24 protein-coding genes are annotated in these 25,325 nt (G+C 39.7%); 10 read left to right on the forward strand and 14 right to left on the reverse strand.

Annotation, left to right across the window (positions count from 1 at the left end):
- Positions 1 to 2: 2 nt before the first annotated feature.
- Together KO534_RS22115 and KO534_RS22120 are read left to right on the forward strand one after the other, a co-directional pair.
- Positions 3 to 437, forward strand: coding sequence for an HIT domain-containing protein (locus tag KO534_RS22115; protein WP_215933429.1), 435 nt, complete (start codon positions 3 to 5; stop codon positions 435 to 437).
- 267 nt (positions 438 to 704) lie between these two features.
- A complete protein-coding gene (locus KO534_RS22120; protein WP_215933431.1) occupies positions 705 to 1,031 on the forward strand; it encodes a heavy metal-binding domain-containing protein in 327 nt (108 codons plus the stop codon).
- Positions 1,032 to 1,550: 519 nt separating this feature from the next.
- On the opposite strand, the gene KO534_RS22125 is transcribed toward KO534_RS22120, so the two are convergent.
- The 7 genes from KO534_RS22125 to KO534_RS22155 form a co-directional block, all read right to left on the reverse strand.
- Positions 1,551 to 3,047 carry a sensor domain-containing diguanylate cyclase gene (locus KO534_RS22125; protein WP_215933434.1) on the reverse strand — a complete coding sequence of 499 codons (1,497 nt, stop codon included), beginning with the start codon at positions 3,045 to 3,047 and terminating at the stop codon, positions 1,551 to 1,553.
- A gap of 519 nt (positions 3,048 to 3,566) precedes the next feature.
- A complete protein-coding gene (locus tag KO534_RS22130) occupies positions 3,567 to 4,370 on the reverse strand; it encodes a formyl transferase (RefSeq protein ID WP_215933436.1) in 804 nt (267 codons plus the stop codon).
- A 35-nt stretch (positions 4,371 to 4,405) separates the two neighbouring features.
- Complete coding sequence (locus KO534_RS22135) at positions 4,406 to 4,561, reverse strand: DUF2897 family protein (protein ID WP_215933438.1); 156 nt, start codon at positions 4,559 to 4,561, stop codon at positions 4,406 to 4,408.
- Positions 4,558 to 5,232 (reverse strand): M15 family metallopeptidase, encoded by a 675-nt coding sequence (locus KO534_RS22140; protein WP_215933440.1) that lies wholly within the window; start codon positions 5,230 to 5,232, stop codon positions 4,558 to 4,560. Before KO534_RS22140 ends, KO534_RS22135 begins: the two co-directional genes overlap by 4 nt.
- A complete protein-coding gene (gene dapE, locus KO534_RS22145; RefSeq protein ID WP_215933442.1) occupies positions 5,229 to 6,356 on the reverse strand; it encodes a succinyl-diaminopimelate desuccinylase in 1,128 nt (375 codons plus the stop codon). The genes KO534_RS22140 and dapE overlap by 4 nt, the downstream gene beginning before the upstream one ends.
- On the reverse strand, positions 6,353 to 6,700 hold the full coding sequence (locus tag KO534_RS22150; RefSeq protein WP_215933444.1) for an ArsC family reductase: 348 nt from the start codon (positions 6,698 to 6,700) through the stop codon (positions 6,353 to 6,355). Before KO534_RS22150 ends, dapE begins: the two co-directional genes overlap by 4 nt.
- 105 nt (positions 6,701 to 6,805) lie before the next feature.
- The gene (locus KO534_RS22155; RefSeq protein ID WP_215933446.1) at positions 6,806 to 7,312 is read right to left on the reverse strand and encodes a PTS sugar transporter subunit IIA; all 507 of its coding nucleotides are present in this window, start codon (positions 7,310 to 7,312) and stop codon (positions 6,806 to 6,808) included.
- Positions 7,313 to 7,738: 426 nt separating this feature from the next.
- Here KO534_RS22155 and KO534_RS22160 point away from each other — a divergent pair, with 426 nt between their 5' ends.
- The gene (locus tag KO534_RS22160; protein WP_215933448.1) at positions 7,739 to 8,806 is read left to right on the forward strand and encodes a patatin-like phospholipase family protein; all 1,068 of its coding nucleotides are present in this window, start codon (positions 7,739 to 7,741) and stop codon (positions 8,804 to 8,806) included.
- A gap of 58 nt (positions 8,807 to 8,864) precedes the next feature.
- On the opposite strand, the gene KO534_RS22165 is transcribed toward KO534_RS22160, so the two are convergent.
- Positions 8,865 to 10,529, reverse strand: a complete 1,665-nt coding sequence (locus KO534_RS22165) for a response regulator (RefSeq protein ID WP_215933450.1) — start codon at positions 10,527 to 10,529, stop codon at positions 8,865 to 8,867.
- 298 nt (positions 10,530 to 10,827) lie between these two features.
- On the opposite strand from KO534_RS22165, the gene KO534_RS22170 reads away from it, so the two are divergent.
- The 3 genes from KO534_RS22170 to KO534_RS22180 all read left to right on the forward strand — a co-directional run bounded on the left by KO534_RS22170 (position 10,828) and on the right by KO534_RS22180 (position 13,496).
- Positions 10,828 to 11,250: a universal stress protein gene (locus tag KO534_RS22170; RefSeq protein ID WP_215933452.1), complete on the forward strand. Its 423-nt coding sequence runs from the start codon at positions 10,828 to 10,830 to the stop codon at positions 11,248 to 11,250.
- 31 nt (positions 11,251 to 11,281) lie between these two features.
- Positions 11,282 to 12,592 carry a glucose-1-phosphate adenylyltransferase gene (gene glgC, locus KO534_RS22175; protein WP_215933454.1) on the forward strand — a complete coding sequence of 437 codons (1,311 nt, stop codon included), beginning with the start codon at positions 11,282 to 11,284 and terminating at the stop codon, positions 12,590 to 12,592.
- 133 nt (positions 12,593 to 12,725) lie between these two features.
- Positions 12,726 to 13,496, forward strand: a complete 771-nt coding sequence (locus KO534_RS22180; RefSeq protein WP_215933456.1) for a helix-turn-helix domain-containing protein — start codon at positions 12,726 to 12,728, stop codon at positions 13,494 to 13,496.
- Between the two features lie 8 nt (positions 13,497 to 13,504).
- Here KO534_RS22180 and KO534_RS22185 read toward each other — a convergent pair whose 3' ends face one another.
- Positions 13,505 to 14,494 (reverse strand): 2-hydroxyacid dehydrogenase, encoded by a 990-nt coding sequence (locus KO534_RS22185; protein ID WP_215933458.1) that lies wholly within the window; start codon positions 14,492 to 14,494, stop codon positions 13,505 to 13,507.
- Positions 14,495 to 14,655: 161 nt separating this feature from the next.
- Between KO534_RS22185 and KO534_RS22190 the strand changes: the two genes are divergently transcribed.
- Together KO534_RS22190 and KO534_RS22195 are read left to right on the forward strand one after the other, a co-directional pair.
- Positions 14,656 to 15,519 (forward strand): cation diffusion facilitator family transporter, encoded by an 864-nt coding sequence (locus tag KO534_RS22190; protein ID WP_215933460.1) that lies wholly within the window; start codon positions 14,656 to 14,658, stop codon positions 15,517 to 15,519.
- Positions 15,520 to 15,550: 31 nt separating this feature from the next.
- Entirely contained in the window at positions 15,551 to 15,793 is a 243-nt protein-coding gene (locus KO534_RS22195) for a DUF6868 family protein (RefSeq protein ID WP_215933462.1), read from the forward strand.
- A gap of 73 nt (positions 15,794 to 15,866) precedes the next feature.
- Here KO534_RS22195 and KO534_RS22200 read toward each other — a convergent pair whose 3' ends face one another.
- From KO534_RS22200 to KO534_RS22210, 3 genes are all read right to left on the reverse strand, one after another.
- On the reverse strand, positions 15,867 to 16,205 hold the full coding sequence (locus KO534_RS22200; protein WP_215933464.1) for a hypothetical protein: 339 nt from the start codon (positions 16,203 to 16,205) through the stop codon (positions 15,867 to 15,869).
- A 241-nt stretch (positions 16,206 to 16,446) separates the two neighbouring features.
- A complete protein-coding gene (locus tag KO534_RS22205; protein WP_215933467.1) occupies positions 16,447 to 18,441 on the reverse strand; it encodes a tetratricopeptide repeat protein in 1,995 nt (664 codons plus the stop codon).
- Between the two features lie 23 nt (positions 18,442 to 18,464).
- Positions 18,465 to 19,514 (reverse strand): hypothetical protein, encoded by a 1,050-nt coding sequence (locus tag KO534_RS22210; RefSeq protein WP_215933469.1) that lies wholly within the window; start codon positions 19,512 to 19,514, stop codon positions 18,465 to 18,467.
- Positions 19,515 to 19,821: 307 nt separating this feature from the next.
- Between KO534_RS22210 and KO534_RS22215 the strand changes: the two genes are divergently transcribed.
- Together KO534_RS22215 and KO534_RS22220 are read left to right on the forward strand one after the other, a co-directional pair.
- Positions 19,822 to 20,673: a PP2C family protein-serine/threonine phosphatase gene (locus tag KO534_RS22215; RefSeq protein ID WP_215933471.1), complete on the forward strand. Its 852-nt coding sequence runs from the start codon at positions 19,822 to 19,824 to the stop codon at positions 20,671 to 20,673.
- Positions 20,674 to 20,991: 318 nt separating this feature from the next.
- On the forward strand, positions 20,992 to 23,334 hold the full coding sequence (locus tag KO534_RS22220) for a bifunctional serine/threonine-protein kinase/formylglycine-generating enzyme family protein (protein WP_215933473.1): 2,343 nt from the start codon (positions 20,992 to 20,994) through the stop codon (positions 23,332 to 23,334).
- 15 nt (positions 23,335 to 23,349) lie between these two features.
- Here KO534_RS22220 and KO534_RS22225 read toward each other — a convergent pair whose 3' ends face one another.
- Positions 23,350 to 24,306, reverse strand: a complete 957-nt coding sequence (locus tag KO534_RS22225; RefSeq protein WP_215933476.1) for a universal stress protein — start codon at positions 24,304 to 24,306, stop codon at positions 23,350 to 23,352.
- A gap of 18 nt (positions 24,307 to 24,324) precedes the next feature.
- A complete protein-coding gene (locus KO534_RS22230; RefSeq protein ID WP_215933478.1) occupies positions 24,325 to 25,236 on the reverse strand; it encodes a universal stress protein in 912 nt (303 codons plus the stop codon).
- Positions 25,237 to 25,325 lie beyond the last annotated feature (89 nt).

The raw sequence follows: 25,325 nt of genomic DNA on the forward strand, positions 1-25,325 counted from the left end.
CCATGAATACGTTCGTATTACACCCACAACTACAAAAAGACAGTGAGTTTATTTTAGATTTACCGTTGTGCACTTTAAGGTTAATAAAGGATGCCAATTACCCTTGGGTAATATTGGTTCCAAGAATGGCTGATATCCAAGAAGTGATTGATTTAAGTGAGAGTCATCAGCAAACCTTATGGCAGGAATCGGCGCTAGTTACTCGCTCTCTTAAACATTTGTTTACACCTGATAAGTTGAATCTTGCTGCACTGGGTAATATGGTGCCTCAATTGCATTTACATCATATAGTTCGTTATCAAGATGATCCAAGTTGGCCTAAACCCATATGGGGGCAAGTGCCGTTCAAGGCGTATTCTGATAAACAGTTGTCTGATCGAGTTAAGCTAATTAAAGATATAATTGCTACTGAATCTAGCGCTGAAGTTACTATGTAACCTGAGCTCGGGATAAGAAATGTCGACAACAAAGAAAATTTAATTAAATTTCAATGAGATACGAACTTCATCGATACTTATAAACGGTCAATTTGGGGTAAGTGATGCTATTTTTTTTCTTATCGAGGCGTTCATCATGTTGTTTAGTCATTCTAAACTCATATTGAACAACGAAGATAAGGGCAAAAATAGCGTCGATTACAGGCGTTGGTTATCCCGAGTTCAGGTTATGTAAACCAATACAAAAATAGAAACCAGGAGAGGCAGATGATAGTTACCACAACCAATCAACTAGAAGGCAAAAAAATTGAACAGTATTTAGGTATTGTGGTTGGCGAAGCCGTGATGGGCGCTAACTTGTTCAAAGATATTTTTGCGTCAATACGCGACATAGTAGGTGGGCGATCAGGCGCTTACGAAGACGAATTAACTAAAGCCAGAAAAATCGGATTTCAGGAGTTAGAACACGAAGCCCGTTCAATTGGTGCCAACGCGGTTATTGGCATTGATATTGATTATGAAGTAGTAGGTAAGGGCGGTAGTATGTTGATGGTCAGTATTAGTGGCACGGCTATTAGGTATGTTGATTTATAGGTTTATTGAGCCATTTCAACAAACTCTACCGCATGTATCCTAATAGGGCGAGAGTAACAACATTTGGATTGAATTTTAGTTTTTATTATAAATGGCTTACTCGTCGCGGTAGTAGTGATCGTTCATTATTGGTTCCTTTTCAAAATATTCAAATCTCTACCACAGTTAGATATTACCCATAGCTTAACGATTCTATTGGGCGTTTTTAGTGCCTTTATTGCTAATGTTATTAAAATATGGATTTTTGCTTTAGCCTATTACCTGATGGTGCATGGAAATAGCTGGGGTAGTCTTGAAGGTAATTTCAACGGTAGGGATTGGTGACATCGAGCCTGTAGGTATATCAGGTATCTCACAGTAGTGGAGTCTCTGACTGGCTTAGTCCTTATTACTTGGACCGCTTCGTCTTTTTACCTAGAAATGCAGAAGAATTGCAACACAATCAAAGAACAGAGTCATTCTAAAACAAATTGCAAAAGACAGTTATAAATATTCACCAAAAGCAATGCAGGTGGATGTTTACGCCAGTGTTGTTGCAAATTCATATTTCGCGGTGACAAATGTATTACGCCCTTGTTCTTTTGCTTTATACAAGGTCTTATCTGCCAATTGATATAAACGCATCGCATCGATATTTTCGCTTTTTGTCGCAGTGCAAGCTCCCATACTTACGGTGAGGTATGGCTTAATAGGTGATACTTGATGGGGAATATTGAGGGCCGTTATAGAGGCTTGTATTCTTTTCATAATATCTATAGCCGCTTCTGCATCTGTATCGGGCAGTATGCAAAAGAACTCTTCACCACCCATTCTCGCCACTATGTCGTTGGTACGTAATAAGTTTTTATTAATGGCGTTGGCCACCGAGATTAAACAGTCGTCTCCAGCTAAATGGCCATACTCATCGTTATAAAGTTTAAAATAATCAATATCAATGGCAATTAAGGTTAAAGGAGTACCTTCTGCTTTAGCCGTTGCAAGTGCTGATTTTATTGCCTCATCATATTTTCGACGATTGGCGATTTGAGTAAGCGGATCAATTTTAGTGAGGTTCTCTAGTTGTTTATTCAATTGCGCAATCATTTGGTTTTTGCTTTCTTTTTCTGTATTTATGGTGCCGATGAGAAGTGCGGTACTGCAGGCTGTAAAAATATATATTTGCATATAGAAAATGGCATAACCTAAATCATCAAACATAAAGATGAAGGGACCGAGCTTTGCAGTGCTATAGAAGCCACAAGTTAAAAACACAACGGTTATCCAAATAGAGGTAATGTAATGGTTAAACCGCAATGCAACCCACATTGCGACGGGGAACAACAAAAATATTAAGCTGACAGTAAATTTATTGTAGTGCTCTCTCCCAAATACTTCGACCAAAATGAGCACTGTTGCTGCACACATTACCGTGAGTTCTAATAGTTTGTGTTTATTGATGCGTAAAGACAGTGTTTTACGCCTAATAGAATTAAATATATGAAATGCAGTTAAAGTAGATGCGAAGATACTTACGGTATTCCCTACAAACCATATAAGTAAGTTACTTAGCACAAAGGGAGTATCTGCAATTAACCACAGTGCAGTTGTGCCAATGGTTACATTAAGCAAAGCATTCAGCATACAAAGAACAATTAAAAATGTAATGTTTTGGCGCAAATCATTGAAGGTAAAGGGTTCTTTGCATAACCGAGTAAAAACGATTACTGACAGGGTGACACTGAGTACATTAGCTAATAAAAAACCTGTTTGTACAAATACAATCCCACCAAAGTATGTGTATACACCTATACCATAGCCAAAAGCGAGACCTAATGCTAAATGGAGCCATCGCTTACGTGAACACACTAAAAATAATGCACTAGCGATACCATTTCCCAGCCATAAAATGGCGATATCTCCCACCATAAAAAATGTAAGGCTTAAATGAATCATGGACACATAACTTGCAATCATCACTGCAAACGCAACAAAATTTGATAGTGAGAAGAAAGACTTAAAGCGAACGATTATTTCCATTAATTAGCTCTATAAAAATGATTAGTGACAAGATGTGTTTTGTGTCTTAGGTGAAAGGATATGATTACTCTCTCAAAATGTTGCTCGTTAGCATTTTAGTCTGATGGATAAATCTATACTAATGGTAATCACGCTTAACGTCACTCTATGCTTTTTTAGTATATTGACTTGTCTGTGAATACAGGGTTCTGATTGTCACATGTTAATTGGTGTAAAGCTCGCTTGAAATGATTTGACCTGAGTACCCTTGGTTCGGCTCGAGAGTATTGTTCAATACAGTATTAGACAAACGGGTTTAAAACATTTTAAAAATGTTGAACTTATGCTGATATTCCCCGTCTGACTCTATAGTTTTTATGTGTGTTCTCATTTTATGCCTGATTTGTTATCAGGCTTTTTTTTTTGCTTTTAATTCCTAATGACCAATACCAGCATTTTATGACAACTATACGCAAGAAATTACCAAAAACGAATTAACAGGGGCCTAATAAACCACTGCAGGTATAAAAGTAGCAGTGCTTAGAAATAGCCCTTGGCAATATCAATCACATCTCGATATTCGTAGAGTTTATGTCCTTGTTGTCTGAAGTCTTGGAGTTCTTGCTCTCGAGGAAAGCTGAAATAATTTCCGTTAGAATTAACTGGGTAACTCGCACACTTTCCAGTGGTCTCGATTGTGTTAATGGCGTCAACTAGGTCTTGAACGCCTTGTTCGTAAAGCGACAAGGTATTGTGTAGATAGGAGCGTTGATAATCTACCGCTTGTTTACTAATTTTTATGATTTCTCCGCTGTCTATGCCGCTGTCGTTTATATAATGTAGAGTAGTGCCACATTCCTTCTCTTTGTGTTGCATGGCTCTGAAGGTTGCCATGACACCTCGATATTTAGGTAGTTCACCAGAATGTAAATTGATAACACCAAATGTGGGAATACTAATAACAGCAGGTTGCAGGATTAACCCAAAGCGAATTGAAATGATTAGGTCGGGTGCAAAAGCCTTGATTGTTTGTAGACCAGTGTCACAGTTTATCGATTGAATTTCAGAAACCACAATTCCCCTTGATTTAAATCCAGTGAAACTCTGAAGTTTTCCGGCTACTGCAGAGGCGTTACTTTGCAATCCTGGAAAGAGTATTTTGGTAAATAAATCTTGTTCAAAAAAAGCCAAGTCTTTTAGATCCTCAGGCTTGTTTTTATTACTCTTTCCGACAGATGAAGACAGTAATATTTGAAATTTATGTTGCCCTTTAATGGTTCTAAAAAGGGTGTTTAAGGCTAAATTGCTGGCAATGTCTTTGTTGGCTAAAAGCAATATTTTCATTCGGCATCTTCTAAAGGCGGTTGTTAATAGAAGGGTTAATCATCATTGTCTTCAAAACGGTCATAGGATGCGTTGTTATCTTTTTTAGGTTTGGGTAATTCTTGATTTGCACTTTGTTTAAGCAACAGTATATTGCCGATAATTAGACCTAACACTAAAACAATTATTGCCACTAAAAACCAAATACTCATACTAATCCCTTATTTAAGACAAAGCGTTGAAAAATGGTTGGCATGTTATCCACAATGCTTTGCAATCCCATAATATCCGATTCATAAAGATTGTTTAGTAGCGTTGTTTCGTCTACCAGTGTACTCATTTTTTCAGCGCTTGACGTAAAACTTAGATGCCAAGGCTCTCGAGCAATGCCCCCTTTGAATTTTGCGAAAGGTCTACTAAAACCAAAATCATTGGCATGTTGATTTAACCAGTTATTGAGCTCAGTACAGGGGCCGTTATCGTATTCACTGCAAACCAACTGAAATTTGTGCTGACTGATTTCTACTGATTTTTTATCGTACACGTCTATGTCAGTACCCCAATGATGGCGGCTAGCGCCCGGTAATGCCGACCAAGTAAGGATCGCCTGTAGTTTTTCAAGGTCAGTCAGTGTTGCGGCATTTAAGGTGTTTTCATTGGCGTCTAACAAGGTTGTATTGCCAGACCATTTATTATTCCAAATCTGTAATTGCCGCTGAAAACCACGGTAACTACTAACAATTTGCAGGTCAACTTTGTCTTGAGTGGCAGCGGTTTGCATACGCTTAAATGCAACACAGACTTCAGGTAATAGTCGAAAACCATTTTGGCATTCGACTAATAGGCTTTCATCTTTTCCTAGCGCGTGAGCTTGGGTGATCACGCAAGTAGCCGTTGTAAGATATCTTGATAAACATCAGTGAGTAAATCGAGATCTTCCACTTTTACACATTCATCAATTTTATGGATAGTGGCATTAACCGGACCCAGTTCAATCACTTGAGCACCGGTTGGTGCAATAAAGCGCCCATCAGACGTACCTCCTGCAGTAGACAAAGTGGTATCTCTACCGGTGCAGTGTTTAATAGCTTGTTGCGTGGCTTCTACTAATTTTCCTGAATCGGTTAAGAAAGGCTGGCCATTAAAGGTCCAGTCAATATCGTAATCCAGTTTATGTGCATCCAATACTTGAAGGGTTCTGGCAATTAATTGTTGATCTGTCACTTCAGTGGAAAACCTAAAGTTAAAACAAACCTTTAATTCACCTGGAATGACATTGCCAGCCCCTGTGCCGCCATTGATGTTGGATATTTGAAAACTAGTCGCTGGGAAAAATGCATTGCCTTTGTCCCACTGGGTATTGGCTAATTCTGCTAATGCCAAGGTGGATTCATGAATAGGGTTTCGTGCTAGGTGAGGGTAGGCGACGTGGCCTTGGATACCTTTAACCAACAAATCACCTGTCAGTGAGCCTCTGCGGCCATTTTTGACAATATCACCGAGTTGCTCTGTGCTTGAAGGCTCACCCACTAAACACCAGGTTATTTTTTCGTTGCGGGCTTCTAAGGTATCAATCACTTTAGTGGTACCGTTAATAAATGGCCCTTCTTCATCACTCGTGATCAAAAAGGCGATTGAGCCTTTATGGTGCGGATTGGCGTTAACAAAATTTTCAGTTGCTACCAACATAGCCGCTAAACTACCTTTCATATCGGCGGCACCACGGCCATGGATATAGCCGTCTTTTTCGGTGGCTTCGAAAGGGGGGGTTTGCCAGTTCTGTTCTGGGCCTGAAGGTACTACATCTGTGTGTCCGGCAAAACAAAATACTGGCCCTTCACTACCTTTGCGCGCCCAGATATTTTTGGTATCAGCAAAGGTGAGATCTTCTACTACAAAACCAAGTGGTTCGAGGATATTCGCCATCATATCCTGACATCCCGCGTCTTCAGGGGTGACGGATTTTCGATTAATCAAATCTTTAGTGAGGTCCAGTGTGCGGCTCATAGAAAAACCTCTGTGTATTGCTGGTCTTTAAAACCGATGGAGTACTTGCCGTCGTGGATAAGAATTGGGCGTTTAATCATTGCTGGGTATTCAAGCATCAAAGCTAAAGCGGCGGTTTTGTCTACGTTTTGTTTCTGCTCTTCACTTAATTGCCGAAAAGTAGTGCCGCGCTTATTGAGCATTAACTCCCAGCCCAAAGCTTGTTCTGCTTGAGCTAGCCAAGTTGCATCTACCCCGTCTTTTCGGTAATCGTGGAAGCTATAATCAATATCGTTTGTTGATAACCAAAGGCGTGCTTTTTTGATGGTGTCGCAATTTTTAATGCCGTACAGAGTAGTGGTCATGGAGTCCTATTCATCAATCTATAATTCAATCGGCTAACTATAGCGATAAAGATATAGGCAGGTAAAGCAAACAAGCGATGCTTTTAGTTCAGTATTATTCCGAAATTATATGTAAACCGTCATTACTCGATCTTCACCGGCAATAACGTGGAAATAATGAGCTTGCAGCCCCTTAACTTTTTCACTATTTAGTACAGTAATGGGGCACAGAATACTCGTTAGGGCTTGTTTCATTTTTAGCAAATTGAACTCAGCAAGAATTTGCCCTTGTTGGAAATACTCCCCTTGTTTGACAAACCTCTTAAATCCTTCTCCCATCATAAGGTGCGAGTCAATCCCAAGCTGAATCTGTAGTTGTAAGCCATTTTTAGCTTTTAATCTCAATTGATTGGCGAGTTCTGAGCATTGCAGCATTGTACCAGAAAAAGGGGCGATCACTTGATATCCCGAAGGGGCAATGGCAATACCTTCGCCAAACATTCGCTCCTTAAAAAGAGCATGTGGTACTTCATCCAACGCTATGACTTTACCAGTCAGAGGGCTGGATACTTCAATGGTCTTATTGTGAACGGGCAGAGAGTTAGGCTCTACTAAGCAACTAAATATCCCCATTAACAGAGAGACGTAAATTGATAAGATAAAATGTGATGAGTTTGCATAATTGTTTCGTCTATTTTAGCGCGCTTAAGTACTATTTTTTGAAAGTGATAGCAAAACAGTCACAGATAATTATGTCAAGCTTAGGTTATCCACTGTTCCTGTGGATAACTCTGTTCAGTTTTATTTATATGTTACTTAATTTACTGATATATAAAGATAAAAAGCAGCTGGTTGTAAATCACTCGATAGCGAATTGTGTGATTGAAATAACATCATTTGCGGAGAATTTATGCGACTAAATGTAGTGAAGTCAATAGTTATGCTGAAGATTTACACTAAATGTTAGTTCAGCTCACGCCAATTTAGATGAATCTATTATCCAAGTTGTTAAACTAGGGCGCTGCGTTTTAATTTTTGTGGCATTTATTAAGGAAGTTTATGCAGGTTTTAGATGTTTATGCTGGGAAAAATGCCCTTGCTCGTATTAAGCAAGAGGGGTTTAGTGCTGATTTATTTGATTATATGTTGGGTGCATCTGGTGGCCCGAAGTGGTTTGTTTTAGCCGGTTTAGATCGTTATATTTTCCCGGAGTTTTTTGCAGGGCGTTGTAGGCCTCTTAACATTATTGGATCATCTGCAGGCGCTTTTCGGTTTGCCTGTTTTGCCCAAGACGATCCCTTATCTGCTATCAATCGCTTAGCAGAGCGTTATTCTCAGACCGTTTATTCGGATAAACCCACAGCCAAAGAAATCACAGAAAAGGGCAGGGCACTGCTGGATTACGTTTTAGGTGAACACGGATCTGAGGAAATTATTAATAACCCTATCATTAAAGCTCATTTTATAGTGGCAAAGTGCAAGGGACTGACACAATTTGAAGCCAAACCTATTCAAATGACCGGGCTAATTGCCAGTGCTAGCGCGAATGTATTGAAGCGTAAGTGGTTAGAGATGTTTTACCAACGTTACTTATTTTCGTCACCCAACTCCGATTTAGCACTCCACGATCCCAACAAAATGCCGTCATATTCTATTCCACTGACCACAACAAACTTGCCTCAGGCACTGATGGCGTCTGGCTCGATTCCTATAGTAATAGAAGGTGTTAAGGATATAGAGGGTGCCCCTAAAGGCATGTATAGAGATGGTGGAATTATTGATTACCATTTTGACCTCACCTTTGGGCCACAAAAAGGTCTGGTGCTTTATCCTCACTTTTACTCAAAACCAGTACCAGGGTGGTTCGATAAATCTCTCAAAAAGCGTCTTCCTCATGCCACTAGTTACGATGATGTCGTTATGTTAGTGCCTTCTGATGAGTTTATTGCGAGTTTACCTTACGGTAAGATTCCCGATCGAAAAGACTTTGAAACCATGCCGGCTGAGCAGCGAATTGAATATTGGCAAAGGGTGATTTCACAAAGTGACAAACTTGGACAAGCCTTTAAAGATATGTACGAAAATCAAAAAATTATCGAAACTATACAACCTATAGAGTTTGTTTAGAAAATAGATTGATGGATAAAAACTAGACGCTTAGTGACACGAGCAGTTTTTGGGAACTTTACAGAGCCATCAAAATTTGGCTTCTACCGGCGTTTTTCGCTCTATATAAAGCCCCATCAGCTGAGGATATAAACTCGCTGAGTTTCTCGTGTCGAGTTGAAGTGGATATACCTGCACTAAAACTACAATTAAATGTATTTTCAGTTGCAGTGAAATTGATTTGTGAAAAGGCACTTAAAATGCTGTTCATTTTAGCTTCAATGATAGCGGCGTTTGAGTCACTAAAAACCACCATGAATTCCTCTCCACCATAGCGACCCACATAATCGGTATCGCGAACAGATTGCAATAATAATTGCCCAAGGGCTATCAGTACTTTATCGCCAGCCACATGGCCATATTTATCATTTACTTCCTTAAAATGGTCTAAATCAATCATTACAACGACAGTTGGGTTGTGTTGCCTTGCTGCAAGCCTCAATGAGTGAGCCGCAGCATCCATGATTTGCCCGTGATTGAGGACACCTGTTAAGCTATCTCTTGAAGCAAGATAGCGAATTTCCTGACCTCGCTGAATACGACTATCAACTTGTCGTACAATTAGGTTGGGCGGGGTGTTTTTAGGAATGACATCATCGGCACCACACTCTAAAACGTCGAGTTTAGTATTTATATCTTCATCTGCTGTCAGGAAAATAATCGGCACATAATCATATTTAGATTGTTGACGGAGTATGCGCGCAATTTCTAGTCCATTGATGTTAGGCATGTGCATGTCTAACAAAAACACGTCAGGATGAAATGCATCTAACTCCGTCATAATTGACTCAGCACTATGAATTGCAAGTACCTCGACATGTTCGTCTTCTAATAAAGATTTATAAAAAATACCTACAGAGGCTTGGTCATCTAACAGTAGTATTCTATAGGGCCTAGTTAAATCTAACTTGAAGTTTTTACGAATTTTAGACACTAAGGTAGTGATACTAAGCGGCTTTAAAATGTATTCATTTACTCTCGCTCGGACGGCAGCCAGCCTATTTTCAAACGAACTCGACGAGGACAATAAAAATACGTCGGTGTCATATGCTCTGAGTTTACTTGCATAAGCAAATATTTCGTCAGAGTGATAATTGGTGTCATCGATATCAAGTAACACTAGATTGAATTTTTGTTCAGAGAATACCGCTTCAAGTTCTTCGATTGAATTGAAATGTTCAATTGAAAAACCAAACCCAGCTAGTAGTTTAGAATGCACGGCTGACGTGGTTTCATTGTCATCAACTAACGCTATTCTTATGTCTCGGTATGATTGGGCATCGTGTTCGTCACTCTTTTTTTGTGGCTCCCGCAACTCACCCAGTGAATTGGACGTTTTTCCTATTTCTAATAAAGGGTTAGGGTTTTTGCCCGCGGCTTCAATCATCGATTTAATATGTCGATCGATAAAGGGAATGATATTTTTAAATTGACCGATTTGTTCTTCACAAGGAGCGACTTCTTCTTCAATCATTCCCAGTCTATCACTCAGAGTCGTAAAACTAAGGGTGCCACTAGATCCTTTGAGACTATGAACTTCAAACCTAAATTGCTTAATTGCTTCAACGGAATGAGAGGTTCTTGCTTGTGACCATAATTTGATAAGTACCGCAATTTTGTCTTCAAACTCAGCAGCAAAACTGACACGAAATTCCGCTAGTTTTTGTTCCAATTTAGAACTCATTGGGACCCTTTAAATGATTTAGTGACAAAATTAAAATATTTGTTAAGAACGAACAACTATATATAACTTACTGATTTATAGCTTAAATGTACAGAACATTATAAATCTGCAAAGGTTTAAATATGCAAACGTTTTAGCTAAAAATAATGGCACATTTATTATCTTATATAAGAGGTGATTTTCTCATATATTCATCATGATTTTCTGGTCTATTTGATGCAGATCAAGGTGAGTGGCCATATTTACGGTTTAATTAACTAATGCAACGGTTAATATTTGAACCAAGGATAAACTGAATATGCAAAACTACCAAAGTATTTTAGTCCCATTAGATATTTATTCTGAACATAAAGTAGTGTTACAACGAGCTTTGAGTTTGGTTCAGGATCCGGCTCAGCTCAGTTTGATTTATGTCACTTTTCCTAATGTCTATTTTGAATCTTATGGAGTGGGGGTCGGTGCTGATTATGTTAACGAAAATCGACAAAACGCCAGAGAAACCTTACTAGAACTCGCTAAACAACACCATATACCTGAAAACCAAATTTACGCGCCTATTGGTTCCCCAGTCGAGGAAATTCATGAATTATCTAAACAAATAAACGCTGATTTAATCGTAATGGGAACCCATGGCCAAAGTGGCTTAAGGCTGTTGTTGGGATCTACTGCCAACGGTGTATTGCATGGTGTTAAGTGTGATGTTTTGGCAATCAAAATTTAAACGTTAATTACTCAAGGAGCTGGTGGTTATTATGATCCATTCCAATTGTCGTTATGTCAGTCAAATAACACGAGACACCTTAGCGTTGATTCTTGCAGGAGGTAAGGGCAGTCGTCTTTGTGAGCTCACTCAATACCAAGCAAAACCTGCGATTCATTTTGGGGGAAAATTCAGAGTAATCGATTTTCCTTTGTCTAATTGTATTAACTCAGGGATCCGCCAAATCGGAGTAATGACACAATACAAAGCTTATTCGCTGATTCGACATCTATCCAGAGGTTGGGGACATTTAAATAGAGATTTAGGCGAATACGTAGAGCTATTGCCCGCGTCCCAGCAGTATTCGTCCAATTGGTATGAAGGTACAGCTGATGCACTGTATCAAAACATTGAGTTTATTCGAGAGCATGCACCGAAATACGTAGTGGTACTGGCCGGCGATCATGTTTACAAAATGGACTACGGTGATATGTTAGTTCAACATGTGGAAAGTGGGGCGGATATGACAGTATCGTGTATTGAAATGCCGGTCCAAGACGCTGCTGGTACTTTCGGGGTGATGTGTGTGGATAAACATAACAGGATCACTAATTTCCACGAAAAGCCTAAAAATCCCTGCCCACTAAAAGACAAACCTGACCATACATTGGCTTCTATGGGTAACTATGTATTTAATACCGAGTTTCTGATTCAGCAATTAATAGCTGACGCCAAGAACCTTGCTTCACAGCATGATTTTGGTCGTGACATTATCCCAGCGGCGATTGAAAATAATCAAGTGATGGCCTTTAGGTTTTGTTCTGCTGATGGAAAAACCGCACCCTATTGGCGAGATGTGGGCACCTTGGATTCATTTTGGCAGGCGAATATGGATCTTGTCGATATTACTCCAGAGTTAAATATCTACGACCAAGATTGGCCAATCTGGACCCACCAAAAACAATCGCCGCCTGCAAAATTTATTTTTAACGACGAAGGCGGTCGCAGAGGTTACGCCGTAGACTCAACCGTGTCAGGTGGTTGTATCATATCTGGCGCTAAAATTGACCAATCTTTATTGTTTTCAGATGTTCATGTTCACTCGTTTAGTCATATTGAACAATCAGTTATCTTGCCTCAAGTGGATATTGCACAACATGTCACCATTAAACGAGCAATTATTGATGCCGGGTGTCAAATTCCTCAGGGGATGTGTATTGGCGTAGACAAACAGCAAGACATCGCGAGAGGTTTTCGTATAAGTAAGGATGGTATTGTACTAGTAACTAAAGACATGCTTAATACACAAGATAATCAAGCAGACTTATTACATGATGACGAGCAACTACGGAATTTTGTTTGAACGCTAAACTAGGTATTTTCCGAAGTAAATTACGCAAAATAACGAATATCCCGTAACCTATCTAAAATCTACTATTTAACCTTGATCTATATCAATGTCTAACAGGCATTGATACACATTCGAGGAGCGTAAAGTGTCATTAAATACAACTCAACCGTCAGTTCTTTGTCACCATTGTGTGATGTCAGGTATGTGTTTTGGTCAAGCGGACAAAAAACAAGTAGAGCCACGCTTGAGGTCACATAAAGTCTTCCAGAAGTCGAATTTATTATTTTCGGCGGGTCAAACTTTTGAAGCGATTTACATTTTGCGAAGTGGATCTGCAAAGTCATCTATTACCGCCAATAGTGGCAATGAGCAAATTAGCAGCTTTTATTTCCCAGGTGATTTAATAGGTTTGGATGGCTTTGATAATGGTGAGCATGCGCAATCGATACGGTTCTTGGAAACCAGCAGTGTGTGTCGTATTGGCTTAGGTGAGTTGGACAAGGCTATGGCGAATTCGACCAGCATCAGGCATAAGATGTTGCAGAGCATGAGTCATGCCTTGAATGACGAAGATAGATTTTTACTCAGTTTAAATCATATGAATTCAGCGCAAAGATTAGGTTCTTTTTTACTGGACTTGTCTTCACGATTCGAAGATAGGGGACTGTCTGGCAATGTGTTTGATTTGAGTATGACCCGCGTAGATATCGCCAATTATTTAGGTATGGCGATTGAAACCGTAAGTCGACTACTCACCCAGTTGCATAACGAAAAGGTCATTGAGGTGGAAAAACGTAGAGTCACTATTTTAGATCGCAATAAATTGCAACAATGTCTGTTACTTGAGCGTGAACCGCACATGCTATTTGCTGAAAAGGTTCGTCAATCTAATAGTATCCACGTCAAGGTTGCGTAGGTATTCTTTTAACCCACGCCATTTTGAATGCTGCCATCTAGTTCAAATTGGCTGATATTAGAAAGTGTAGTTTGTGCAATATTGAGCATCGCTTCTTGCGTAAAAAAACCTTGATGGCTGGTAATAATCACGTTGGGGAAAGTGGTCAATCTAGCCAACACGTCATCTTGTATGCCTTTTTCAGAGAAGTCTTCGAAAAATAAGGCTTCTTCCTCTTCATAGACATCAAGTCCCAATAGTCCCACTTTCCCCGTTTTAAGTGCATTTATAATGGCTTTAGTATCGACTAGTTTACCTCTGCTGGTATTGATAATAGTCACTCCATCTCGCATTTTTTCTAATGCTTTGTGGTTTATTAAATGATGAGTTTCGGGAGTGAGTGGACAATGTAAAGAAATCACATCGGCTTGACTAAATAAATGCTCCAAAGTGACATAGTTAACACCGGATGCAATACATTGCTCATTTGGAACCACATCATAAGCCATAACCTTGCAACCAAAACCTAGCATGATATTGGCAAATGCTTGTCCAATTTTTCCGGTTCCCACTACCCCTACTGTTTTGCCATGCAGGTCAAAACCCATTAAATTGCGTAGTGAAAAATCTCCTTCTCTTATACGATTGTGGGCGCGGTGAATACCACGATTTAAACACAATAATAATCCTGCTGCATGCTCTGCTACTGCGTAAGGGGAGTACGCAGGAACCCGTACCACTGGGAGCGCAAGTTGTTTAGAGCAGGCTATGTCTACGTGGTTAAATCCTGCGCTACGCAGTGCTATGAGTTTAATCCCTTTTGCCTTTAAGCTATGTAACACTGCTGCATCTAAATTATCGTTGATAAAAGCGCAAACTACTTGTTCATCACTTATTTGCGAAGTCGACTCTAAGTTTAAGTGTGACGAAAAATACCGAATCTGGTGAGCTCCATTTTGGTTAGCCCGTTCGAAAAATTCTTGATCATATTGTTTGCTGTTATAGAACGCTATTTTCACACTTAGGCCTCTAAATAGATTGTAGAATAGGGATCATAGCGCTTACTGAAATTAGCTATTTGACCTTGATCAACTAATACCTAAGGCGCGGTGATACCCTAGATGATACCGTTTACAGATTATAACTTCGATAACAAACAGGCCGTTAGTGAGACTAAAATATGCATGTTAGAAAAATTCTGCTAATTGAAGGTGGGTTAAACGCGATTATTACCCTGTGTAAAATGACTGTGGGTTTAATGACAGGTTCAGCAGCTGTAGTGGCAGACGCAGTGCATTCACTGACTGATTTGGTCAATAACCTTTTTGCCTGGCTCGCAATAAAAATCGCCGAGTCACCTGCTGATGGTTCTCATCCATATGGCCATCAAAAATTCGAACAATTGGCTGTATTTGCGTTGGCCTCTGTATTAACCATAGTGGCGTTTGAAGTGATAGTCAGTGCGGTAGAACGCTTTGGAGAGCCGGTTGAACAAAGTATTTTAGGTTTAGCTATATTAATTATTTCATTGCTTTTTAATATAGGTTTAGCGCTCTGGGAAGGTTATTGGGCTAAACGATTAGATTCAGAAATATTAAACGCTGATGCCACTCATACCATTAGTGATGTGTTGACTAGCGTAGTGGTCATTATTGGCTGGCAATTAGCCGCTAGAGGGTATTATTGGATAGATACTATTTTTGCCTTAGTTGTTTCGAGTATTATCTTCTATCTCGCGTTTAAGCTTTTTCAAAGAGCGGTGCCGGTTTTAGTTGACCAGAGTCGATACCCTCCCGAGCAGCTAAAAGAAGCTGTGAATAGCATACCTGCAGTGATAACAGTGGGAAATGTTCGCTCGCGAGACACAGGGAAAGGCCAAGTAGCTGACGTAACTGTTACCGTTAGCGCCAACCTTAGTACCGTCGAATCGCACCATATAGCGGATCAAATAGAAGGTGTACTAGCAGACAAGTTTGATATTCAAGATGTAGTTGTTCATGTCGAACCTGATGTGGATCAAAAACTGAGTGCTGCTGACAGTTAATATCAATATATTGGTTTAACAGGAGAAACCTATGTTTATTGAACAACTATTGAGTTTTTTCGCTTGGTGCACGCTGCTCAATTATTCGGTGTTAATTATATGGTTTTTTATATTCAAGTTAGGTCACGATTGGTTGCACTTGCTGCATGGAAAATGGTTCGACTTAAATGAGCAACAGTTCGATTTAATCAATTATTGTGGCATGGGACTTTTTAAGTTACTTATTTTGGTATTTAATTTGGCGCCATGGATTGCACTACAGCTAATTGAATAATCAGGCACCGAACTTAACCTTACGTTCTACATTAACGTGTTTGCACGCTAAAGGTTCTTGAGCTTTTTACCTCTTACAAAGTTGCAATCAGTTCGTTTGCGAGGTCGATTTTGATACCCTCTTCAATTGAATCAACCAACTGGTCCAACACTTCAATTTTGATGGAGCGATCTAAAAAGTATTTTTTAGCTTGCAGTAATTCTTTCCTACAAGCTAAAGGGGCAAACTCCATGGCATCACGAAAATTGGCGTTTTTCAAAATTAACTTCCCTTTTTCAAAAACACAAGTTTCATAGTGTTTTTTGATTTTAGTTAACTCTGGTGTGTTCAGTGAATTAGAGGCGTTTGAATTTTGATTGGCAGCGCTTTTGAAAGCTACTAGCCCTATCATAATGGTAACTATCAGTTTCATTTGGCATTCCTAGCGTTGTTGTATCAATCAAAGATGCGTGATTAAAGTCGCCCATAGCTGATTGCTTTATTTTGCAGTAGCCATGGGCTGAAAATTGTTTCTTAGGGCCCTTTACATAAGCCATATAAACATTATCGTTTAAGTGGCGATTTGCATTTAACTAAAACGTACGCCCATTCTAAACATCTTTTAATCAACAGGCGTGCGATGTTTACACTTTAGCTAGATACGGTTACTCGGTCTAATTCGTAGTAAATCTAAAACGCGCTAATATGTTTTCAATACGATTTTTAGCTTCAATTGAGGTTGCAGACGAAGCGATTCCTTTCACTTTTTCATTGAACATCGAATAAGTATAGGACTCAACTGCCGCTTCATATTGCATGCGACGTTCGTTTTCTTTGCCTTGTTCAAACATTGAGACTTCTAAGTTTTCTAGAGGTTGCAATACAGCAGCGCCCATATGAGCCACAATTTTTTCAGTCAATGACTGTAAAATTTCTGTATCTGTGGATATTTCCATCGGATCAAATTTAATACCCGCATCACTTACTCCAGCGTTCGCACTGTCACTTTCTTCAAGCTTACGCTCTATAGTATCAACAAGAGTGTTTTCGCCCGTTTGTGCATCAACCACCCTGAAAGTTAACTGTAAGAAACCCACCTTTTTAGTATCCGTGACATTGTATTCTCGAACACCGTATTCTGGCACCATGATTTTTGCTTTTGGCGCGGCTTTTAACTCGGCTGGCGTAGGGTTTGGATTGACGGCTTTCCAATTCAAGTAATTGATGTTGTCTTCAATTTTTTCGCCTACTTGGTAACGTACTGTTTTGGTGCTTGATTCGGTTTTTCCATCTACTTTGTACAGTAGAACCGAACCCATAATAGCGAAATCAATCCCATGAACGCGTCCCATTTCTTTTGCCGAGCTTTCTGAAATGACTCCCATTTGTCCTAGTTTCATCTCTTCAACAATCGTTTTCAGATTGGCTCGTTCCATAATACTGATATCTTTGCTGGCATTATTGAACATATGAGAAATGAGGTTTTGAGTAATAATCACTCCAGAATCACTGCTTTCCATTGGACTAGTAAAGTCGAATATTGCAATTTTTCGTTTAGCTCGAGTAAAAATTGAGTCTTCTACCTGTCTGATTTCATTAAATAATTCAGGGTAGTTAGAATTTATTGAACCTATTGCTTTAAGTAAATGCCATGCAACGGCGAAGTTACCTTGTTGTTTGTAGGTACCTGCACTGAAAAAGGCTTGTTGAGATAAACTGTCCCGAAGTTGATCCAGTCTGTTATCTTTTGTGACGTTATGGGACTGTAATTTTTTGTAGATATTCACAGCCTCGATAAAACGTCCTTCACTCATAGTGTCGATGAGTTGCGTAGAAAGTAACTCAGACTCTTTGGTTTTTGCCTCAACTAACATCTCTTGGCAGTTTTGGGATGCTTGATGGTATTCACTAAGACGTTCACATTTTGAAATAACGGTATCCCATTGTTGGCTTTTATAAGCCGTTTGCGCCTTATTGATAAAATATTGGGCGTTATCATTCTGTATTACGGTTTTAAGTAGGTTATTTGCGACTACGTGGTTAGGAGATATTTTCAGTAAATCTAGTAAATGAGCTTTAGCAGCACCAAAGTTTTCTTGTGACATCGCTTGATTAGCTTGCTTTAAATAGCTGTCGCTTGCTTGGGTTTCAACTGTCTTTAATCGAGTCGCTACGTCTTCATAGTCACTAGATAATTGACTGAGCTCAGATAACAACTCGTGGGATTTCCCCCAGTTTTTTTGTTGCATTTGGTCTTTAGCTTCAGCGTATAAAGATGCTATACGCATATTTAAGGCGTCACTTTTAGCACTAACCTGTTGTTTTACCGCGTTGAGTTGAGTGGACGCAATGTTGCTTTTTTCCAAACTGGCTAAAATTTTCTTAGCTTGCTCAATATTGCTTTCTGAAGAGTCCCCTTGTAACAATCGACTAATTTTAGTTTCAGCACTTTGCAGATATTCAGCTCGCAACTCAGCAAGTTTAGCTGTAAAGGTTTTATTTTTAGGATTCTTAGCGATGGCTTGTTTAAGATATGAAATCGCTTCGCCATATTGTTGTGTGCTGGCTAGTTGATTCGCAGTGTTGAACTCCTGTGTACCATTTGAAGTTGTCGAGCCACAGCCTGACAGACCAATCACCACCGCCGATGCGAGTAATGCTTTTCTCATGATAAATCCTCTTATAATATGGTTTATTTTGCCGACAAAATTATGCTGTCGCCGTGAATTTTTTCAATTGAAAAAGGCACAGTGTTCTGCTTTGACATAATGGTTAATTGTTCAAAAAGCTGTTCTGGCCAGCCCTGATATTCAATCACTAATTTAGTTTGCTGTTGATCCTGTAACTCAACTGATGAATCTTCAATGCCAACTAACCAATTAGCCATGTAAGCAATGATGTTATCGCTTTGAGTTTTATTACCTGATATGCCTACAATTACGGGTTGTTGATGGTTACCGGACCACGCATCATTAGTGTCAATGCTAATGCGTTTAGCAATTCGTTGTGCAAGTTTTGTGGCTAATCCTTTCATGGCATTGATGCTGTATGCACCGGCTTTTTGGGCCGATTCTACAGAAGTTGAAACTACTATAGCGGTTTGATTACGCACCAACTCAACATTAGCTAACAATTGGTTGTTTTTTATTTGTATACCTTGGTATTCATCACTAATTACGCTGCTTTCAAGGTTTGATGTGAGTATAAAACTTGCGTAAATAGGAGTTTCAACATCGCTACTAAGCAATGTAAAGCCAGAACGCAGTAATTCTTTTTTTAGTGCGGTATCAAACGCATTTTGAAGGTTAGAACGATCTCGGCCAGTGACGTGTGAGGCGCTGAAAATGATGCGGGGTTTTTTCAGCCAGTTGTATCGTTTTAACTGAGTATCAACGTGAGAGCGAACGGCTTTTTGATCAATAGTCGCGGCAATATTAACCTTAAATGTATTATCATCATATTTGCTTTCATCAATAATAATATACGAATCTAACTTGCCTTTTGCGCTAGAATAGATTTTTTCTGAAGCAATTTTAAAATTATTGGTTTCAGTTCTGGCGCTGATATAGGTACCGAATAATTGTTCTATCGCTACTCGTTTTGCATCCTCGATTGCCGCATTCCTTGCATCTGCAATATTGTTATTTTCAATAGAACCATATCCTGTGACTTCTACAGATTTTGCCCAGGCCAAAGAAAAATAAATGCTGACCAGTAAAACACTTAATAAGCGTAACATCATTTTTAATACTTCCCTTTAAAATGCACTATAAATTTCAAATGTAGTATTGCTAAAATAACCTCATGTTGCAATGTACATAATTTAATTAAACCCAGTCGGTATTTCTATTCTGGGTTTTTAATGACGCTAATTATTTACGTTCAATAAAATTGAAGTATTAATCTCAAAGCATATAACGAGTTAAAATACATGTTGTTGAGCGTGTCGCCCAGTTGTAAAACTTTTTATCAGTTGTTACAAAGGCAAACCGTCACCGTAAATTTTATATTCAAGTTGTGTATTTCCCGCCCATTTGTAAGGACTTCATATGTATCAAGATGCCGCATGTTATGGCGACCAAATCCAAGGTAAAAGAAATTATCAGGAGGACACTTTTGAAATAAAAGCCTTTGGGGATGAAATCTTATTCTTGCTCTGTGATGGCATGGGAGGCCATGTTGCGGGTAAACAGGCAAGCCTTTTAGCTGTTGAGGAATTTACAAAAGGGTTTTGTCACCAAGTTGATCTGCCGATACCCAAGCGTCTAGAGGCGGGCTTAACTTTTGCAAATGAGGCTATAAAACTCAAAGTTTTGCAGTCTAACGAGCTTAATGGAATGGGCACAACCCTTGTCGCAGTGCATTTAGGCAGTAATGCTATTCATTGGGTGAGTGTAGGAGATTCTCCGTTATGGCTTGTCCGTAATAATCAACTACAACGATTAAACGCGGACCATTCTTTGGCTGAGGTCCTTAAAAAGTTTGTGAAGCTTGGGCAAATTACCGCGCAACAAGCCGCCAATGATCCCAAACGTCATGTTTTACTATCTTCAGTTAGTGGAGAAGAAATCAAACATATTGATTTACGTGAGTCACCTTTTGAGATGCGCAACGGGGATTGTTTACTCTTGGCAAGTGACGGAATGGAAACCCTATCTTCTCAACAAATTATTCAGCAAGTCAACGATAATATCGAACCTAAAAAATGTGTTTCACAGTTACTTGAGTCCGTAGAAACAATCAACAAAACTCACCAAGACAATGCGACCGTGATTGTATATCGCCATGCTTGTGCTTCAAAAAAATTCGCGATTTCAAATTTATTAACGCCTAAGCCGTTAGCTATTTTTTTGACTTTTGTATGTTTGATACTAGTAACTGTAGTAGCAGTCACTCTTTAACCAAGTTAGTTACAACATTCAAAAAAATGTATGTAGAGTGGAATCGCCATTTCCCCGGTTGTTAAGCCTTGTTTGATATATATTTCTTTACATTAGTTCGCGGTATCTGCTTAATATAGCAGCATTGATGACGAGTATTTTAGTGAGTAAGGATGTTTAAATTAGTTTTGAAACCTAGCCTTTTATCAAGGGTGCTTACTATTTTTTAATGTCTAAATTGCATATTTTGAAGAGCTGATATAGTTTTTTACAACAGACGCAATGGGCATAGGGCTCAATACGAATCTAAAGTATTTTGGTTTTAATGGGAATTTTTTAATGGAACTGCACGCCCTTCAACCTGGGTACATGTTATATGAATACCGGATTGAAAAAAAACTGGGGGAAGGTGGATTCGGTATAACTTATCTGGCCCTTGATACACACCTCGACATGCGGGTAGCGATAAAAGAATATTTACCCAGCGATTTTGCAATGCGCCAAAGTGATGTCACAATCGCGCCAAAAAGTTTAGCCTTAAAAGAAAGCTTTGATTGGGGATTAAATGCCTTTATCGATGAAGCTAAAACCATTGCTCAATTTGATGCACTTAATATTGTTAAAATTCATCGTTTTTTTAAAGCAAACGGCACTGCATATATTGTTATGGAGTATTGTGATGGCGGTAGCTTAAAAGAGCGAATAATGGGCAAACCTTTTAGTGAGTTGGCCACTCGCTCGTTGCTCGAAGATTTGGCTAAAGGGTTACAAGTAGTGCATGGTAATCATGTTTTTCACCGTGATATCAAGCCCGATAATATTATGTTTCGTAGCAACGGCACGCCAGTTCTTATCGATTTTGGCGCCGCTAGACAATCAGTAGAAGGACAAACTCGAACAGTGACTTCTATGGTCACTCCAGGTTTTGCGCCTCCAGAGCAATACAGTCAAAATACTAAATTTGGCCCGTGGACGGATATTTATGCCCTAGCGGCCGTTGCATTTACTTGTTTAAAGGGTCACAAACCAAGTGATTCCGTGCAACGTATGGTTGAGGATGATTATCAACCACTTGGCCAAGCCCCACAAGCTTCTGGCTTTTTGCAAGCCATAGACTGGGGACTACAATTGGCAGCCAGCCAGCGCCCTCAGAACCTAAAGTCTTGGCTTGCTAGCTGGGATAACCCTTTTGATGCAAATTCCATGGCGGCGGACGATAATACTGTTTTGTTATCTTCAGCGGACAAAACCGTGCTGGAGGCGCCAGTTGATAGCCGCTCTAGCTCTGCCCAAACTAGCTCTGGCTCCCCGCAAACTAATAGACAGCCTTCATCTTCACCTGCCACTGCAGGTGGGGCATTCAAGTATATTGTGATTTTCGGAATAACCTTAGTTTTGATAGGAATGGGGTTCTATGGTTATCATAATTTACAACAAGAAAATAACGAGATAGATACCATACCAGAAGTGATAGTCGAAGAATCGCCCAGCGATTATCCTATTCCTAACAATGTCGAAGCTACCGGCCAAATATGGATAACCACGGACCCAGCTAACGCTCAAGTGGAAATATTGGATGTTGATGCAAAGTATAGTGCGGGTATGTCACTTAAATTGGGACGTTACGGTATTAAGGTTAATGCCGCGGGTTATCAAGACAAAATCGAGTTTGTTAATATCCTAAGTGCTAACAATAATGTCGCGATAACCTTAGATCCTCTGAAAGGTAAAACAACCCAGACCGCAGCTTTAGGCAAACTTTGGATAACTCCTAGTCCTAGTCATGCTCAGATAGTTTTGTTAGATATTGAACCCCGTTATACCCCCGGAATGCAGCTGCAACCTGGCTCTTACCGTATCAAATTGATGGCAGACGGTTATGAGGATAATGTTCAGAATATTGACATCAACAATGGTGATAACAATTTCACTTTAGCGTTAACGCCAGAAGTCGCAGCGAAACCCCCAGAAGTTGTATTGACTATTCCCCTACCCAAAATGGTTGCCATTGCAGGTGGTAGCTTTGAAATGGGATCAAATAATGGCGAAAGTAACGAACAGCCTGTTCACACCGTTACTATCGAAAATTTCGGTATAGGACAAAGTGAAGTCACATTTACACAATGGGATGCATGTGTGGAAGCGGCAGGTTGCCGATATAAACCCCATGATGAAGGTTGGGGTAGGGGCAATCGTCCGGTAATCAATGTGAGCTATAAAGACATTACTGAAGATTTCATTCCTTGGTTGAATAAAACAACAGGGCAAGTCTATCGTTTGCCCACTGAAGCTGAGTGGGAATATGTTGCAAGAGCAGGTAGAAACTCTAGATATAGTTGGGGTTACACTATTAACTGTTCACAAGCTCGATACGGTTATCTTTCGGGGGAGTGTAAAAAACGTCAAAATACCGATCGCGTTAAGTCCTTTTTAGGCAATAGTTTTGGAGTGTATGATTTGCACGGCAATGTTTGGGAATGGACTCAGGATTGTTGGAATGACAATTATGTGTCTGCACCTAGTAACGGAGAAGCTTGGAACAAGGGCGATTGTTCCCAAAGAGTATTGCGTGGGGGGTCTTGGCTATCGAGGCCTAACGCATTGCGTTCGGCCTACCGGTTCCGAAATAAAACAACGGTTCGAAATAACGATCTTGGTTTCCGGCTAGCCCAAGATCGCTAAACACGTTACACAGTGTTAGTGAAACGGCGCTTCGAATCCAGTGGGTTTGACGGCTAATAAATCACAATCAACCGTTTCAATGAGTTTTTGGGCCGTGCTACCAAGCAAACCAGTGCGATAAGTGGTACCCAATACTAGAATACCTGCTCTAAGTTGCCCCAAGGTTTTTGGCATGACTTCTTCAATATCCCCTGAAATAATATGTTGATTTTCACTGTTGGGCACAAATTCACTGCATTCTTTAGCAAATTTGAGGTTATGTTGATAGCGCAACTTTTCTAGTACCATGGATTCATTTTGCTCTTGATCAAACGAGAAAACATCAGCCCACATACCGCTCTTATCCACTGCCTCGAGTAGAATATCCCAGTAACTAGGGTCAAAACAATGTATGGCTTGCAACTGCATAGTTAAAGCAGACGATGCCACATAACCCGTTTTAAGAATGTTTCTGTCTAATTCACTCTTGGCGCTTAAGTTATGTTCAGGATCTATGGCTGCAACAATAGTGGTATTTTCAGTCCACTCTCGATTTTTAACTAGTAATACTGGAACTGGACAGGCTTTTAATAAATACCAATCTGTGGGAGTAAAGAACCTTTTAGCTATGGTTTTATGCGGATGCGTGGCCTTGATGACTAAATCGGGTTGAAAACTTGTTACTACTTTTAATATGCCCTGATAAACCGGCCAATGCCACATCACTTCAGTTTCAAAGGTGACATGTTTTTGAGTATTTTGGTCAATCAAGTTATTTAGCTTAACTTGGTTGGTGTTTATGATTTCGGACTGGGTTTTTTCTAGCTGTTTAGTGCTTAAAAAATTACTCGCCATTACAGACGGATAATAAAGGCAACTTAATAATTTTATGGTAATAGGTTGTTGTTTGGCAAATAACAGTGCTTTAGTCAGGGCTGGCTGCTCGGGTTTATCTGGGTCAATAACAACTAGTATCTTTTTAATGGTTTGCATCTTTTAAATCCTTATCTCTTATGAGGTGGGTTTTATAGTTAGGATGTCGCAGCTCATATTTGCGAGGATATGTTCAGCCGTATTACCTATAAAAGCGCCTAACAACCCAGTTCGACCTACCGTTCCTAAAATGAGTAATTGTGCGTTGATTTCTTTGGCTTTTTCGGGGATGACAATGTCGGCGCTGCCTTCAATTACGTAATAGGGATTAATAAATAGGTCGTGTTTTTTGAGTAACGATTCCATTTTGTTCTTATGCAGGTTACTCACTTCGACGCTTATGTTCTCAAAATCAATGTTGGCCCAACCGACATCCATAGTTGGTACCATGCTTGGCGTCTCGAAGGTATTGATACTGTGCAGTTTTGTATCTGTTATACGGGCAATCATTTTAGAATATTCGAGAATGTTGTGATTGAGCTCGATATGTTTATTGTCTTCGGTGGCAGGGTCAATGGCTGCCAATATAGGGTTTTCAGACCAATGTGATCCCCTAACTAACAAAAGAGGTGCTTTACAAAATCGCAAAAGGTGTCGGTCGATCGGCATCGCAAAAGGGTTGATATGTGAAGAGTCAGCGGTAATTCGTTTGATGACTAAATCGGGTCTCAGTGCATCCACTACTTCTTCTATGGCTTCGTGCAATTCTCTATGCCATGCAACATTTACACTGCAACTGATCCCTTTTTTTTCCAAAGCGTCCGCTAAGGTATTCATGTATAAATACCTATCTGCCATGTATTGGTCTTTCAATTCTTTGCGATGATCGCTAGACAATACATCGGTTAACTCCATCACAGGCTCATAAATTGAGTTAAATAAATGGATATGCACTTTGCTGAACTCAGCAAACTTTAATGCCCTTTCTAAGGCTGGGTGCTCTGAATGCCTGCCACTTATCACGACCAATATTTGTTTAGGTGTATTCATTATTAACGTCCTATGTACTTCTCATACCCCATCTACATAAAAGGTGATTGACCGGGATATAAAATTGCAAACACTGAAAATTCACAGTG

This window comes from Paraglaciecola arctica, assembly GCF_018861065.1.
In the GTDB taxonomy this organism is placed as follows: Bacteria; Pseudomonadota; Gammaproteobacteria; order Enterobacterales; family Alteromonadaceae; genus Paraglaciecola; species Paraglaciecola arctica_B.

Excerpts from the sequence above, each read along its gene's own strand:
- KO534_RS22115 (WP_215933429.1), top strand. The coding sequence starts at position 3 with ATGAATACGTTCGTATTACACCCACAACTACAAAAAGACAGTGAGTTT.
- KO534_RS22120 (WP_215933431.1), top strand. The coding sequence starts at position 705 with ATGATAGTTACCACAACCAATCAACTAGAAGGCAAAAAAATTGAACAG.
- KO534_RS22125 (WP_215933434.1), bottom strand. The coding sequence starts at position 3,047 with ATGGAAATAATCGTTCGCTTTAAGTCTTTCTTCTCACTATCAAATTTT.
- KO534_RS22130 (WP_215933436.1), bottom strand. The coding sequence starts at position 4,370 with ATGAAAATATTGCTTTTAGCCAACAAAGACATTGCCAGCAATTTAGCC.
- KO534_RS22135 (WP_215933438.1), bottom strand. The coding sequence starts at position 4,561 with ATGAGTATTTGGTTTTTAGTGGCAATAATTGTTTTAGTGTTAGGTCTA.
- dapE (WP_215933442.1), bottom strand. The coding sequence starts at position 6,356 with ATGAGCCGCACACTGGACCTCACTAAAGATTTGATTAATCGAAAATCC.
- KO534_RS22150 (WP_215933444.1), bottom strand. The coding sequence starts at position 6,700 with ATGACCACTACTCTGTACGGCATTAAAAATTGCGACACCATCAAAAAA.
- KO534_RS22155 (WP_215933446.1), bottom strand. The coding sequence starts at position 7,312 with ATGGGGATATTTAGTTGCTTAGTAGAGCCTAACTCTCTGCCCGTTCAC.
- KO534_RS22160 (WP_215933448.1), top strand. The coding sequence starts at position 7,739 with ATGCAGGTTTTAGATGTTTATGCTGGGAAAAATGCCCTTGCTCGTATT.
- KO534_RS22165 (WP_215933450.1), bottom strand. The coding sequence starts at position 10,529 with ATGAGTTCTAAATTGGAACAAAAACTAGCGGAATTTCGTGTCAGTTTT.
- KO534_RS22170 (WP_215933452.1), top strand. The coding sequence starts at position 10,828 with ATGCAAAACTACCAAAGTATTTTAGTCCCATTAGATATTTATTCTGAA.
- glgC (WP_215933454.1), top strand. The coding sequence starts at position 11,282 with ATGATCCATTCCAATTGTCGTTATGTCAGTCAAATAACACGAGACACC.
- KO534_RS22190 (WP_215933460.1), top strand. The coding sequence starts at position 14,656 with ATGCATGTTAGAAAAATTCTGCTAATTGAAGGTGGGTTAAACGCGATT.
- KO534_RS22195 (WP_215933462.1), top strand. The coding sequence starts at position 15,551 with ATGTTTATTGAACAACTATTGAGTTTTTTCGCTTGGTGCACGCTGCTC.
- KO534_RS22200 (WP_215933464.1), bottom strand. The coding sequence starts at position 16,205 with ATGAAACTGATAGTTACCATTATGATAGGGCTAGTAGCTTTCAAAAGC.
- KO534_RS22205 (WP_215933467.1), bottom strand. The coding sequence starts at position 18,441 with ATGAGAAAAGCATTACTCGCATCGGCGGTGGTGATTGGTCTGTCAGGC.
- KO534_RS22210 (WP_215933469.1), bottom strand. The coding sequence starts at position 19,514 with ATGATGTTACGCTTATTAAGTGTTTTACTGGTCAGCATTTATTTTTCT.
- KO534_RS22215 (WP_215933471.1), top strand. The coding sequence starts at position 19,822 with ATGTATCAAGATGCCGCATGTTATGGCGACCAAATCCAAGGTAAAAGA.
- KO534_RS22220 (WP_215933473.1), top strand. The coding sequence starts at position 20,992 with ATGGAACTGCACGCCCTTCAACCTGGGTACATGTTATATGAATACCGG.
- KO534_RS22225 (WP_215933476.1), bottom strand. The coding sequence starts at position 24,306 with ATGCAAACCATTAAAAAGATACTAGTTGTTATTGACCCAGATAAACCC.
- KO534_RS22230 (WP_215933478.1), bottom strand. The coding sequence starts at position 25,236 with ATGAATACACCTAAACAAATATTGGTCGTGATAAGTGGCAGGCATTCA.